11 protein-coding genes and 1 riboswitch are annotated in these 12,960 nt (G+C 70.5%); of the genes, 9 read left to right on the top strand and 2 right to left on the bottom strand.

Annotation, left to right across the window (positions count from 1 at the left end; translation table 11 throughout):
* Window positions 1-29: 29 nt before the first annotated feature.
* Window positions 30-824 carry a hypothetical protein gene (locus tag ACIBJB_RS36600; protein WP_398937294.1) on the bottom strand — a complete coding sequence of 265 codons (795 nt, stop codon included), beginning with the start codon at window positions 822-824 and terminating at the stop codon, window positions 30-32.
* Between the two features lie 107 nt (window positions 825-931).
* Window positions 932-1,651, bottom strand: a complete 720-nt coding sequence (locus ACIBJB_RS36595; RefSeq protein ID WP_398937292.1) for a hypothetical protein — start codon at window positions 1,649-1,651, stop codon at window positions 932-934.
* Window positions 1,652-1,862: 211 nt separating this feature from the next.
* Between ACIBJB_RS36595 and ACIBJB_RS36590 the strand changes: the two genes are divergently transcribed.
* The 9 genes from ACIBJB_RS36590 (at window position 1,863) to ACIBJB_RS36550 (ending at window position 12,765) form a co-directional block, all read left to right on the top strand.
* Complete coding sequence (locus ACIBJB_RS36590) at window positions 1,863-4,037, top strand: N-6 DNA methylase (RefSeq protein ID WP_398937290.1); 2,175 nt, start codon at window positions 1,863-1,865, stop codon at window positions 4,035-4,037.
* A gap of 94 nt (window positions 4,038-4,131) precedes the next feature.
* Window positions 4,132-4,761 (top strand): hypothetical protein, encoded by a 630-nt coding sequence (locus ACIBJB_RS36585; protein WP_398937288.1) that lies wholly within the window; start codon window positions 4,132-4,134, stop codon window positions 4,759-4,761.
* A gap of 38 nt (window positions 4,762-4,799) precedes the next feature.
* Entirely contained in the window at window positions 4,800-6,293 is a 1,494-nt protein-coding gene (locus ACIBJB_RS36580) for a protein kinase (RefSeq protein ID WP_398937482.1), read from the top strand.
* A 98-nt stretch (window positions 6,294-6,391) separates the two neighbouring features.
* Window positions 6,392-7,228: a glycoside hydrolase domain-containing protein gene (locus ACIBJB_RS36575; protein ID WP_398937286.1), complete on the top strand. Its 837-nt coding sequence runs from the start codon at window positions 6,392-6,394 to the stop codon at window positions 7,226-7,228.
* 155 nt (window positions 7,229-7,383) lie between these two features.
* A complete protein-coding gene (locus tag ACIBJB_RS36570; protein ID WP_398937283.1) occupies window positions 7,384-8,031 on the top strand; it encodes a SurA N-terminal domain-containing protein in 648 nt (215 codons plus the stop codon).
* A gap of 102 nt (window positions 8,032-8,133) precedes the next feature.
* Window positions 8,134-9,159 (top strand): nucleoside triphosphate pyrophosphohydrolase, encoded by a 1,026-nt coding sequence (locus tag ACIBJB_RS36565; protein WP_398937281.1) that lies wholly within the window; start codon window positions 8,134-8,136, stop codon window positions 9,157-9,159.
* Entirely contained in the window at window positions 9,156-10,535 is a 1,380-nt protein-coding gene (locus tag ACIBJB_RS36560) for a cytochrome P450 (protein WP_398937279.1), read from the top strand. Before ACIBJB_RS36565 ends, ACIBJB_RS36560 begins: the two co-directional genes overlap by 4 nt.
* A gap of 192 nt (window positions 10,536-10,727) precedes the next feature.
* A complete protein-coding gene (locus tag ACIBJB_RS36555; protein ID WP_398937277.1) occupies window positions 10,728-11,708 on the top strand; it encodes a transglycosylase family protein in 981 nt (326 codons plus the stop codon).
* Between the two features lie 205 nt (window positions 11,709-11,913).
* A riboswitch (cyclic di-AMP (ydaO/yuaA leader) is annotated at window positions 11,914-12,081 on the top strand.
* Between the two features lie 3 nt (window positions 12,082-12,084).
* Window positions 12,085-12,765: a transglycosylase family protein gene (locus tag ACIBJB_RS36550; protein ID WP_398937275.1), complete on the top strand. Its 681-nt coding sequence runs from the start codon at window positions 12,085-12,087 to the stop codon at window positions 12,763-12,765.
* Window positions 12,766-12,960 lie beyond the last annotated feature (195 nt).

Here is a 12,960-nt window from a genome sequence, read left to right as displayed (position 1 = left end):
TGTGCTGGTGCGCTGAGCCCCGGCGTGGCTCAGCCGCCCAGGGCGTCGAGGTCCAGGATCTCGCCGGCCGGCTTCTTCGCCGGGACCGGTTCGTCGAAGTCGCTGAAGGTGACGGACCCCTGGTCCGCTCCGGCCGTGCTGTCGATCCGCAGCAGATACGGCTTGCCCTCGGTGGCGACATACAGCGTGTAGCGGTCCTTGCCGTCCTTCTCGTGCAGGGTGATCGCCGGCGCCCCGTCGACGGTGGCCGTGCTGCCGCGGCTCGCGTCGGAGTTGCTGTCCTCGGCGCCCTCGAGCACCGCGCCCAGGTCGCAGAAGTCCTCGAACTCCTTGGCGTCCTCACCCGTCGCCTTCGTCTTGGTCCACTTGCCGGCCAGCATGGCCACGGCCGCTTCGGTGTCCGCCTTCGACTCGCCCTCGCTCTGCTCACGCAGAAGCGCCTCGTCGAACTTCATGTACACGATGTCGCCGGTCTTGATCAGGTCGGCCTTGCCGTGGCCGCCCATGCCGATGGTGCCGGCGCACTCGCCCTTCTTGTTCACGAGGACGTCGAGGCTGATGGTGCCGCCGCTCTCGTCGTCGGGGATGGCACCCTTCACTCGCAGCGACGAGGCGCCGGTCGTGGCCTTTGTGGCCCGGTCGGCTATCTGGCCGCCGGTCAGCCCGGCGAACGGTTCCTTCTTCGCGGCCGACCTGCCCGGCTCGGCGGATGCGCTGGACGCGCTCGTCCTGCTGTCCGCCTTGTCCTGGCCCGGCTGGCAGCCGGTGAGTCCTGCGGTGGCCGCGGCGGCGATGCAGAGAGCGGCAAGTGCGGTACGACGCATGGTGATTCCTTGATGGGGATGCGGTGAGGTGATGAGGTGCGGTGCGCGCTGTGCGTGAGGCGCGCCGCCGGTGGTGAGGGAAAGGAGACGGAAGCGGGCCGGCCGGCTCAGCCGGTCTTCTTCCAGTCCTTGCAGCCGTTGGTCTTGAAGTAGGCGTCCGAGGCGCTGATCCTGACGACGGCCGTGCCGTTGACGTTGTCGTTCGCGAGGATCGACTCGACGCTGTGTCCGGCGTCCTTGGTGCGCTCCCAGTAGCAGGAGTCGTCGGTGTTGCCGGTGGACTTGTAGGTGCCCGGGGTGATGTCGGCGCCGACGGCGAACATTCCGCCGTCACCGGAGACCCGGGCGGCGGGGGAGCCCTTCGCCTTCTCGTCGACGGCCTCCCAGTCGTTGCAGTCGCTCGACTTGAAGAGCTTGTCGGTGGCCTTGACGGTGACGTAATCGGTGCCGGTGACATTGTCGTTGGCCAGCAGCGAGTCCATCTCCCCCGAGGCGTCCTTGGCCCGCTCCCAGTAGCACATGCCGTCGCTGTTGCCGGTGGTGCGATACGTGCCGGGCTTGATGTCCGAGCCGACCTGGAAATCGCCGTCCCCCGCGAACGCGACCTTCTTCTCGGCGACCTGGGCCTTGCCGGTGTCCTTGGGGCCCTTCTTCCCACCCCCGGCCTCACGCTCCGCGGACGCCGAAGAGCTCTTGCCGGTGCCGCCGGTGCCGCCGGTGCCGCCGGAGGTGCCGCCGTTCCCGTTGTCCCCGGCGTTCGCCGACACGACCCCGATGACGACGACGCCCACGACGGCGCCCAGCGCGACCTTGCCCTTCATGCCCATGGCTGTCTCCCCCTCCCGACGCGGCGACCACCGCTGCTCGGCGGTCGCTCGTTCGCTGGGTCAATGAGAGCAGAGCTTGTGAACCGAGTCAACACGATTCACAGCATCCGTGATGTACACGGCCGTGAAGCGGTAGATCTTGCGTACATCGGTATGCTCGGCGTCACACGCGTGGCGCAGGACTGCTGCGGTACGACGAGGGGAGCGGCGGATGCAGGACAACGCGACTGAGGTGACCGCTGCCGGTATCGCACGGCTGGCCGGCGTGGGCCGCGCGGCCGTCAGCAACTGGCGCCGTCGGCACGCCGACTTCCCGAGACCTGTCGGCGGTACCGAGACCAGCCCGTCCTTCGCGCTCGCCGAGGTCGAGTCCTGGCTGCGCAAGCAGGGAAAACTCGCCGAGGTCCCGTTGCGGGAACGTGTCTGGCAGCAGCTTTCCGGCCATCCTGAGGGGCCGGTCACCGCACTCACCCACGCGGGCTGCCTCCTTCTGCTGATCCACGACCGCCCGACGGTCTGGCTGGAGGTGAGTGCCGGTTCCGACGAGCGGCTCTCGGAGATGCTGCCGGGGGCGTTGCGGGAGGTGTTCACGCCGCGATTCGGACCCGAGTCGGCCATGACCACCGAGCCCGCTGTGAACACCGTGGATGCTGCTGTGAACACCGTGGACGCTGCCGTGAACGCTGTGAACACCGTGAACCCCCCACCCCCCGCACCCCCCGCCTCCGGTGTTCACACCCCCTCCGCTGTGAACACCCACCCCGCCCTTCACCTCCCCACCGGCCCCGAACTCCTCCCCTCCGCCCCCCTCCTGCGGGGCGTCGCCGAGCTGGCCGCCGAGCTGGGCGCCCGGCAGACCTTCGAGTTCCTGCTCGGCCGGCACCTCGACGCCAACCCGCGCCAGTACACGCTCACCCCCGCCGACCTGGCCGCTCTCATGGCCGACCTCGCCGGTCCCGCCCGCACCGTCCTGGACCCGGCCTGTGGCACCGGCGCCCTTCTGCGGGCCGCCGCCACCCGTCCCGACCAGGAGCTCTACGCCCAGGACAGCGCCCCCGAACTCGCCGCGCTCACCACGCTCCGGCTTGCCCTGCAGACCTGGTCCACCGTGCGCGGTGCGGTCGGCGACAGCCTGCGCGCCGACGCCCACCCGCGGCTGCGCGCCGACGCCGTCCTGTGCCACCCGCCGTTCAACGAGCGCAACTGGGGCCACGACGAACTCGCCTACGACCCCCGCTGGGAGTACGGCTTCCCGGCCCGTACCGAGTCCGAGCTCGCCTGGGTCCAGCACGCACTCGCCCGCCTCAAGGACGGCGGCGCCGGCGTCCTGCTCATGCCGCCCGCCGCCGCCTCCCGCCGCTCCGGCCGCCGTATCCGCGCCGACCTGCTGCGCCGCGGTGCCCTGCGCGCCGTGATCGCCCTGCCGGTCGGGGCGGCACCGCCGTACAACATCCCGCTGCATCTGTGGGTCCTGCGCCGCCCGGAGAAGGCGCCCGCGCAGCCGGAGGTGCTCCTCGTCGACGTGGGGCAGTTCGCGGGGGAGGGGCGCGGCGGGCCCGACTGGCGGGCCGTGCGCGAGGCCGTTCTCGACGCCTGGCAGGCCTTCGGGCGGCCCGGCCGCTTCGCCGAACGGCCCGGACTGGCCCGCGCGCTGCCCGTCATCGCACTCCTCGACGACGACGTGGACCTCGCTCCCGCCCGACACCTGCCACCTCCCGCGGCGGCCGACGGCGCCGAACAGCTCACGGCCGTGCGCGAGCACCTGGGCGAGACCCTGCGCCTGACCGCCGACCTCACCCCGCCGCGAGCCGACGCCGCGCACCCCGCGCGGTGGCCGCTCACCACCATCGGCGAACTCGCGCGCGGGGGAGCCCTGATGCTGCGCACGGGCGGAAACGGCGGCCACGCACGCGTGCCCGTGCTCACCGACCACGACGTCCTCTTCGGGGCCGACCCCTCCGGGACGCTTCCGGAGAGCGAGGAGGAGGCCGTACTGACCGAACCGGGCGATGTCGTCGTCCCGGTGCTGGGCGGGGGCTCGGTGGCGCGCGTGATCGACGCGACGACCGGGGGCGCCGCCCTGGGGCGCAACCTCGTGCTGCTGCGCCCCGATCCGGCGGCGCTCGACCCCTGGTTCCTGGCCGGCTTCCTGCGCGGCACCGCCAACAACCGCCAGGCCAGCAGTTATGCCTCCACCGCGACCCGCCTGGACGTGCGCAGGCTCCAGTTGCCCAGGCTCCCGCTCGACGAGCAACGGCGCTACAGCGAACGCTTCCGCGCCCTCGACGAGTTCGAGCGGGCGCTCCGGCACGCGGGCCGCCTCGGAGAGCAGCTCGTGCGCGGAATGTATGACGGACTCACCGATGGAACGATCGCGCCCGACTGATCAGGACGACAACGGTTCGGTACAACCCGTGACCGGTTGTCGGTATCGGCCTATACGCTCGAACCCCACATCGAATCCCGGTTCAGGAGCGTTCATGTACGGCCACGGCGCGGCGCCGCCCGCCCGCAGCTCGGGCACCGTCATCACCTTGCGCGTGCTGTTCGCCGCCGCCGGTTTCCTCTCGTGCGGCCTCCTCGCCTGCGCTCCGCTGTTCCGGATCGCCTTCCTGCGCGGGCGGTCGATCGACTGGGTGCTGTCCTGGGCGAGCCTTCCGATGTCCATCGCGTGTTTCGCGGTGGTCGGCTCACTGCCCGAGAGCGATGGCAGGACCGACGTCGCCATGTCGCTGGTCCTGCTCCTCGGTCTCTTCAGCAGCGTGTACTTCCTCGTGATGGACATCCGGGTGCACCAGCAGAGGCGGTTCGCCGGCCACCCGCCGCCCCAGGGCCCGACCGTCCACACCGGCTACGGCTATCCGCAGCCGACGCCGCCGTACACGTCCACGCTCCTGCCGCAGCCGCAGCCGCAGCCGCAGCCGCAGCCGCAGCCGCAGCCGCAGCCGCCGGCTCCTCCGGTCTCCGCCCCCGGTGTCGTCCCGCCCCCGCCGCCGCAGCGCCCCGCGCCCGCCCGGATCGACCAGGTGCGCGCCGAACTCGACGAGCTCAGCGACTATCTGCGCAAGCACGAAGGCAGCACCGAAGGCAACACCGAGGGCGGCAGGTGACCGTGACGACAGGACGTGTCGTCGCCGGCCGCTATGAACTGTCCACGCTCATCGGACAGGGCGGCATGGGCCAGGTGTGGACGGCGTACGACCAGCGGCTCGACCGGCGCGTGGCGGTGAAGCTGCTGCGCCCCGACAAGGTGGCCGGGCAGGAGGCGGACGAACTGCGCCGCCGGTTCGTGCGGGAATGCCGGGTGACCGCGCAGGTCGACCACCCCGGGCTCGTCACCGTGCACGACGCGGGCAGCGAGGGCGAGGAGCTGTTCCTGGTCATGCAGTACGTCGACGGCGCGGACCTCTCCGACCATCTCGCCGAGCACGACCCGTACCCCTGGCAGTGGGCGGTCGCGGTCGCCGCACAGCTGTGTGCCGTACTGAGCGCTGTGCACGCCGTTCCGATCGTCCACCGCGACCTCAAGCCGCGCAACGTGATGGTGAAGCAGGACGGCACGGTCACCGTCCTCGACCTGGGTGTCGCCTCCGTCATGGACACCGACACCACCCGCCTCACCCACACCGGTTCGCCGATCGGCTCGCCCGCCTACATGGCGCCCGAGCAGGCCATGGGCGGCGCGGTCGGCCCGTACACCGACCTGTACGCACTCGGCGTACTGCTGCACGAACTGCTCAGCGGCGACGTCCCGTTCGCGGGCTCCACCGCGCTCGGCGTGCTGCACCGGCACCTGTACGAGCCCCCGCTGCCCGTGCGCCGCACCCGCCCCGAAGTCCCCGAGGCCCTCGAGGCGCTCGTCCTGCGGCTGCTCGCCAAGGACCCGCAGCACCGCCCGGCCTCCGCGCAGGACGTGTACGAGGACCTGGCGCTGCTGCTGCCCGCGCGCGGGACGCCCACAGGAGCGCCCCTCGACCCCACCCGCCCCTTCCTCCGTCCGCACGCCCCCTGGCCGGACCGCGCGCGCACGCCGGCACCCCAGCCCGCCCCGGTCACGCCGGTCCCCGAGGCGACCGGGAAACCGGACGTCGCGCGCGCGGTCGACGAGGTCAAGCGGCTCCTCGGCGAGGGCCGCATCACCCAGGCCGTCGACATCCTCGGTGCGATCCTGCCCGCGGCCGCCGAACAGCACGGCGTGAACTCCCCGGTCGTCCGCACCCTGCGCAAGCAGTACGCCGCCACCCTCATGGACGACGGCCAGTACCGCCGCGCACTGCCCGAACTGCGCCGCCTCGCCGACGAACGCGCCGCCGAGGCGGGCCACGCCGACCCGCAGTCCCTGCGCTTCCGCTACGACGCCGCCCAGTGTCTGGAACAACTGGGCGAACCCGCGGCCGCACTGGCCGAATACCGCGCCCTGCTGCCGTACTACGAGAACCAGTACGTGGCAGGCGACCCCCAGCTCGCCCACGATGTCCGCCGCCGCATCGGCCACCTCCTGCTCGCCCTCGGCGACCGCGCCGCCGCCCACGACACACTCGCGCGGCTGCTGCACGACGTGGAGCGCCTGCACGGACCCGCGCACCCGCTCGCGGTGGAGGTCCGCCGGACCCTCCAGTGGCTGGGCCAGGTACGGGGTTAGGGCGGGTCAGAAAGCGCCGTCGCTTGGCCTTACGCTTCGTTTCAACCAAGTAGGCCATGTACAGAGCAAGCAACGCACATCCAGGGGTGGGGTCGTCCATGTCGTCCAGGTCCAGCCATCGGCAGTCGAAGAAGCGCAGATACGTCACGTGGGGCGTCGCCGGAGCCGCCGTGGTCGCCGGCGCGGGCCTCGCCGCGCAGACCTCGATGGCCGCGACCACCTGGCCCGCGCAGAAGACCTACACCGGCCGCGCCTTCGACACCTGCGCCGCCCCCTCCCTGGCCGCCATGAAGGCATGGAAGGGCGGCCTCTACGGCGCCGCCGCCGTCTACGTGGGCGGCAAGAACCGCGGCTGCTCCCAGCCCAACCTCACCGCCTCCTGGGTCAAGTCGGTCAGCACGGTCGGCTGGAAGCTCATCCCGCTCTACGTCGGAGCCCAGCCGCCCTGCCAGAGCGGCTCCAGCCCCGAGAAGATCACCGCCTCCACCGCCGCCTCCCTGGGCGCGAAGGACGGCGCGGACGCGGTCACCAAGGCCTCCGCGCTCGGCATGAAGGCCGGCAGCCCGATCTACCTGGACATGGAGGCGTACGACATCACCAACAAGGCGTGCAACACCGCCGTGCTCACCTACGTGCGCGCCTTCGACAAGACCCTGCGCGGGAAGACGTACCGCGCGGGCTTCTACGGCTTCACCAGTTCCAGCGCCAAGGCGATCGCCAACGCGACCGACAAGACCGACCTGCCGGGCAACCTCTGGTACGCGCTGTGGGACAAGCAGAACACCACGACGGCGGACTGGCCGTTCGGCAAGACCCAGTACACCGATCACAGCCGCGGCCACCAGTACATGGTCAACAGCAAGGAGACGCGGAACGGCTACACGATCACCGTGGACCGTGACGCCTGGGACGGCCCGGTGGCCATCACCGGCTGACCCCGGCACGCGCGTGTGCGTGCGGTGAGAGCGCGGCGGTGCCCGAAGTCCTGGTGAATCGTTGGTCGAATGGGTTGGCCAGAGCCCGTCCCCTGCCTACCATCGATCACCGCAAGACTTTGTGCACCGTCGCACAATCTCCTCGGGAGGCCCCCTTGCACCGCCGTCGTCGCACCGCGCTCCTCCTCTCCGCCGCGCTCGCCGCCGCGGCACCCCTGCTCACCGCCTGCGGAAGCGACGCGCATCCCGGCGCGGCGGCCGTCGTCGGCGGGCAGCGGATCACCGTCTCCCAGCTGGAGAACCGGGTGACCGAGGTGCGTGACGCGCAGCGGGCGGCCGTCACCGACGAGACGCAGTACACGCAGGCCATCGCCAAGACCGGCACCCTCACCCGGGACGTCCTGCACGGCATGGTCCTCGACCGGGTGCTGCACCGGGCGGCCGAGAACGCGGGCGTGTCCGTCACCCGCAAGGAGGTCCAGGAGCTGCGCTCCGGTCTGGAGGAGCAGGCGGGCGGCGCCAAGGGCCTCGAGAAGGCATGGCTCCAGCAGTACGGCATCGCACCCGAACGCCTCGACGACAACCTCCGCCTCCAACTGGAGGCCCAGAAACTCGCCGGAAAACTCGGCACCGACACCAGCGACCCCGCCTTCTGGAACGCCCTGAGCAAGGCGTCCAGGCAACTCGACGTCGACCTCAACCCGCGCTACGGCACCTGGGACGTCAAGAAGAGCACCCGCGTCGACGCGAACACCCCGTGGGTACGGGAGGTCACCACGGCGGGGAGCGAGCAGAGCGCGTGACGGCACCGAGGCAGCCAGGTGGATGATCGTACGATCACCCCGCCACCCCCTGCCTGTGGACAACCTGATCGCCCCGTCGACGCCGTGCGTTAGCTTCGAACTGTGAACGCAACCGGCTTCGAGCCCGCCCCTGACCAGGACCCCGACACGGCGTCCGCCCCCGGCCGCATCGTCCTGCTCACCACCAGCCACCGCGTCGCCCCCGGCCTGCTGTCCTGGCCCGCCTGGCAGGCGCTGCACGCCGCCGACCGTGTTCTGTGCGCGGACGGTGCCCACCCCCAGCTGCCGTATCTGCGGGAGGCGGGGACAGTGGTCGACGAGACGTCCCCGACCGCCGAGGAACTGGTCGGAGCGTGCGCGGGCGGACACACGGTGGTCGTCGTGGCCACGGGCGAGGGGGAGCCGGCCCTCACGGACGGGCTGGCACGCCTCGCCGGATCCGGACGCATACAGATGCCCGAGCTGGAGCTGCTCCCCGCCTCCTACGACCTGCCCGGTGCCCGGCTCCTCGACCTCGTCCAGGTCATGGACCGGATCCGCAGCGAGTGCCCGTGGTCCTCCCAACAGACCCACGAGGGACTCGCCAAGTACGGCATCGAGGAGGCGTACGAACTCGTCGAGGCCATCGAGGAGGGCGACCGCGACGAGCTGCGCGAGGAGCTCGGGGACGTCCTGCTGCAGGTCGTCTTCCACTCCCGTATCGCCGAGGAGGACCCGGACGCTCCCTTCTCCGTCGACGACGTCGCCGGCGGCATCGTCGCCAAGCTCATCCACCGCCATCCGCACGTCTTCGGCGACGAGACGGCCAGCACCCCCGAGGAGGTCAAGCAGCACTGGCTGCGCACCAAGGCGATAGAGAAGCAGCGCAGTTCGGTGACCGACGGCATCCCCCTCGGCCAGCCCGGCCTCGCCCTCGCGGCGAAGCTGGCGTCGCGGGTGCGGGCGGCGGGCCTGGACGTCCCGCTCCCGAAGACCGAGGGCATCGGTTACGAACTCCTCGCCCTGGCCGCCCGCGCCGAGGCGGAGGGCGTCGACCCGGAGACGGCACTGCGGGCAGCGGCACGGGCGTACCGGGACGCGATCCGGGAGGTCGAGGCACCCCACCCGCCGGATAACGTCAAGGAGTGACCGACCAGCCCTCAGCCAACCCCGGCACCCCTGCGCCCCCCGGCACCCCTGCGCCCCCCGGCACCCCTGCGCCCCCCGGCACCCCCGCGTCCCCTGCCGTCCCCGTCGCCGCGACTCCCGTCCCCGAGTTGTTCTCCTGGGAGTTCGCCACCAACCCCTATCCCGCCTACGCCTGGCTCCGCGAGCACGCCCCCGTGCACAGGACCCGGCTGCCCAGCGGGGTGGAGGCCTGGCTGGTCACCCGGTACGCGGATGCCAAGCAGGCCCTCGCCGACCAACGGCTCAGCAAGAACCCGGCCCACCACGACGAGCCCGCGCACGCCAAGGGCAGGACCGGTATCCCGGGGGAGCGCAAGGCGGAGCTGATGACGCATCTGCTGAACATCGATCCGCCGGACCACACCAGGCTCCGACGGCTCGTCAGCAAGGCGTTCACGCCCAGGCGGGTCGCCGAGTTCGCGCCGCGGGTACAGGAGTTGACCGACCGTCTCATCGACGGGTTCGCGGCCACCGGCACCGCCGACCTCATCCACGACTTCGCCTTCCCGCTCCCCATCTACGCGATCTGCGACCTGCTCGGCGTCCCCCGCGAGGACCAGGACGACTTCCGGGACTGGGCGGGCATGATGCTGCGACATACAAAAGCAGGTCACGGAGGCGGACCGCGCGGCGGGGTCGCGCGGTCCGTGAAGAAGATGCGCGGTTATCTCGCCGAGCTCATCCACCGGAAGCGGGAAGCGCTGCCCGACGAGCCGGCTCCGGGCGAGGACCTCATCTCCGGGCTGATCCGGGCCTCCGACCACGGCGAGCACCTCACCGAGAACGAGGCCGCGGCCATGGCCTTCATCCTTTTGTTCGCCGGTTTCGAGACCACGGTCAACCTCATCGGGAACGGCGTGTACGCCCTCCTCACCCACCCCGACCAGCGGAACCGGCTGCAGCAGTCCCTGGCCGACGGGGAAAGAGGCCTTCTGGAGACCGGTGTGGAGGAGCTCCTGCGGTACGACGGCCCGGTCGAGCTGGCCACCTGGCGGTTCGCCACCGAGCCTCTGCGGATCGGCGGTCAGGACATCGCGGTCGGCGACCCGGTGCTCGTCGTGCTCGCGGCGGCGGACCGGGATCCCGAGCGGTTCGCCGACCCCGATGCGCTCGATCTGTCCCGCCGTGACAATCAGCACCTCGGTTACGGTCACGGCATCCACTACTGCCTCGGTGCCCCGCTCGCCCGCCTGGAGGGGCAGGCCGCGCTCGCCACCCTCCTCACCCGTCTCCCGGACCTGCAACTCGCGGTGGATTCAGCCGATTTGCGCTGGCGTGGGGGGCTCATCATGCGTGGACTGCGTACTTTGCCCGTGGAGTTCACGCCCGTCCGGTAATCGACCGAGGGGTCCGGCCTATCCCCGCTCGGGGCCGCGTAAACATGACGAGCCCTCAAGTCTGTGATCTTCACGTGATCTACGCGGCATTAACTTGTGACAAGTGATCGAATCCCTATACGTTCACGGACCAGCGCGGTGCCCTGCACCACCCGCCGCGCAGGTCCCTGCTCTCTCGGGAAAGGTCCCCCCATGCTCTCCGGGAACGGTCGTCACCGTCGCCCCCGTCAGGCTCCGGCTCTCCTCATTGCGGCCGGTGTGACGGGATCCGCCATCGCGATCCCACTGCTCGGAGCGACCGGAGCGAGCGCCGCCACCGGCACCACCTGGGACCGGGTCGCTGAGTGCGAGAGCGGCGGCTCCTGGAGCGCGAACGACGGCAACGGCTACTACGGCGGCCTCCAGATGTCCCAGGAGAACTGGGAGAAGTACGGCGGCCTCGAATACGCCAGGACCGCGGATCTGGCCAGCCGCAACCAGCAGATAGCCGTGGCCGAGAAGCTCCTCGCGGACCAGGGCATCACCGCGTGGCCGACCTGCGGCCTGCTCAACGGTCTCAGCAAGGACTCGAGCTCGGCCGATGTCGACACGGGTGTGGAGAGCGGGACGCCCTCGGCCTCGGCCTCCGGTTCGTCTGATTCATCCGGTTCGTCCGGTTCCTCCAACTCGTCGGGCTCCGAGGAGTCTTCCGGTCTGCTCGGCGCGCTGGACGGTTCGTCCGCGACCCCCTCGCCGTCGGCCACCCCCTCCAGCGGTGACGACGGTTCCGGCACGTCGGACAAGAAGGACTCCTCGGGTTCCGAGGGCTCCGCCAAGGGAGAAGCTCAGCCTTCCGACAGCTCGCCCGTAGTGAGCCCAGAAGAGGGCGAAGCGGACAAGTCGTGGCAGGAGGGTAGTTCTTCGGCCCTCGTGGACGTCGGCGCTCTCGGCTCCGGCAAGCACCGGGGTGGCAGTGCCGAGGAGAATGCGACGAAGAGCACGGCCTCCTCCGCGGCCGGCCGCCACGCCGCCCTCACCTACACCGTCCGGGAGGGCGACTCCCTCGCCTCCATCGCCGACTCCCTTGGCCTCGACGGCGGATGGCGCGCCCTCTACGCCGAGAACAAGGACCGCATCGGGGCCGACCCGAGCAACATCGTCGCCGGTCAGACGCTCGACACAGGGGCTGAATAGGGCTGAAAAGCCCAGAAAAACAACGGGAGTTCACGTCACACTTCGCACCGAATGTCCCCTTTGGTGAAAGTGTGGGATGAGTCTCAGAAGCCTTGATCGTCTTTGAAATTCCGCCGAACGCGTGTCTACGGTCGTGACCGCTCGGCAACCCGAGCCCCGTCTGTCGCAACGCCGAATCCTGCCAGCGGCCGTACGGGAACAGTCGTCGCGTCAAGCGCCGTAGGCAGGAGCGGGGGACCCAAGGTAAGTGCCGGGCCCAGCAGTTCACGCTGGACCGGCTTGGGGTGAAGCCGCGCATCGCGAGATGTGCGGCCGGGCAACTCAACCGGCCCGAACCCGACAGCTCACCTCGCAGGCGTCGGTGAGGGGATCCACCATGCTGTTTTCCGGTAAGGGCAAGCACCGTCGTCCGTCCAAGGCCACCCGTGCCGCCGCGCTTGCCGGTGTCACCGGTGTCGCCATCGCCGCCCCGCTGATGGCGGCCGGCAACGCCTCCGCCGCCACCGCCTCCGAGTGGGACACCGTCGCCCAGTGCGAGTCCGGCGGCAACTGGTCCATCAACACCGGCAACGGCTACTACGGCGGCCTGCAGTTCTCGGCCTCCACCTGGGCCGCGTACGGCGGCACGCAGTACGCCGCGCAGGCCAACCAGGCCAGCAAGTCCCAGCAGATCGCCGTCGCCGAGAAGGTCCTCGCCTCGCAGGGCAAGGGTGCCTGGCCGGTCTGCGGCAAGGGCCTGTCCAGCGCCGGCTACAGCGGCGGCAGCAGCTCGTCCTCCTCCGGCAGCTCCTCGAACACGAGCAGCCGTTCGACCGAGGAGCAGAGCGCCTCCCGTTCGACCGACCGTCCGGCGGCCAAGAAGACCGTCACCACCCCGACCGGCAAGAAGGTCAAGAAGGGTGACGGCGAGTACAAGGTCGTCAAGGGTGACACCCTCAGCTCGATCGCCGAGAAGCACAAGGTCAAGGGCGGCTGGCAGAAGCTGTTCAAGCTGAACAAGGACATCATCACCGACGCCGACTTCATCTACCCCGGCCAGCAGCTGCACCTGAAGTAAGACCCAGCTGAACCACAGCGCTCTCACATCCGTGTCCTTCACGATGAAGGCCTCGTGAGGGTCCCCCCGTCCCCACGGGCTCCCCGCTCCGGTGCGTGTTCCCCCGTACGCACCGGGGCGGGGTCTTTTCATGTGCCGCCACCGGGACGTCTTTGTTCAGTTCAGAAACAATTTACTCTCGGTTCTGTCCACGGG

The sequence above is a fragment of the Streptomyces sp. NPDC050759 genome, assembly GCF_044456945.1.
In the GTDB taxonomy this organism is placed as follows: Bacteria; Actinomycetota; Actinomycetes; order Streptomycetales; family Streptomycetaceae; genus Streptomyces.
The sequence above is the reverse complement of the archived record's forward strand: the minus strand, read 5'-3'. Positions and strand labels throughout refer to the sequence as shown.

What these genes read in the sequence shown, in the direction of transcription:
- ACIBJB_RS36600 (WP_398937294.1), bottom strand. Translation starts at nt 824, where the DNA reads ATGCGTCGTACCGCACTTGCCGCTCTCTGCATCGCCGCCGCGGCCACC.
- ACIBJB_RS36595 (WP_398937292.1), bottom strand. Translation starts at nt 1,651, where the DNA reads ATGGGCATGAAGGGCAAGGTCGCGCTGGGCGCCGTCGTGGGCGTCGTC.
- ACIBJB_RS36590 (WP_398937290.1), top strand. Translation starts at nt 1,863, where the DNA reads ATGCAGGACAACGCGACTGAGGTGACCGCTGCCGGTATCGCACGGCTG.
- ACIBJB_RS36585 (WP_398937288.1), top strand. Translation starts at nt 4,132, where the DNA reads ATGTACGGCCACGGCGCGGCGCCGCCCGCCCGCAGCTCGGGCACCGTC.
- ACIBJB_RS36575 (WP_398937286.1), top strand. Translation starts at nt 6,392, where the DNA reads ATGTCGTCCAGGTCCAGCCATCGGCAGTCGAAGAAGCGCAGATACGTC.
- ACIBJB_RS36555 (WP_398937277.1), top strand. Translation starts at nt 10,728, where the DNA reads ATGCTCTCCGGGAACGGTCGTCACCGTCGCCCCCGTCAGGCTCCGGCT.
- ACIBJB_RS36550 (WP_398937275.1), top strand. Translation starts at nt 12,085, where the DNA reads ATGCTGTTTTCCGGTAAGGGCAAGCACCGTCGTCCGTCCAAGGCCACC.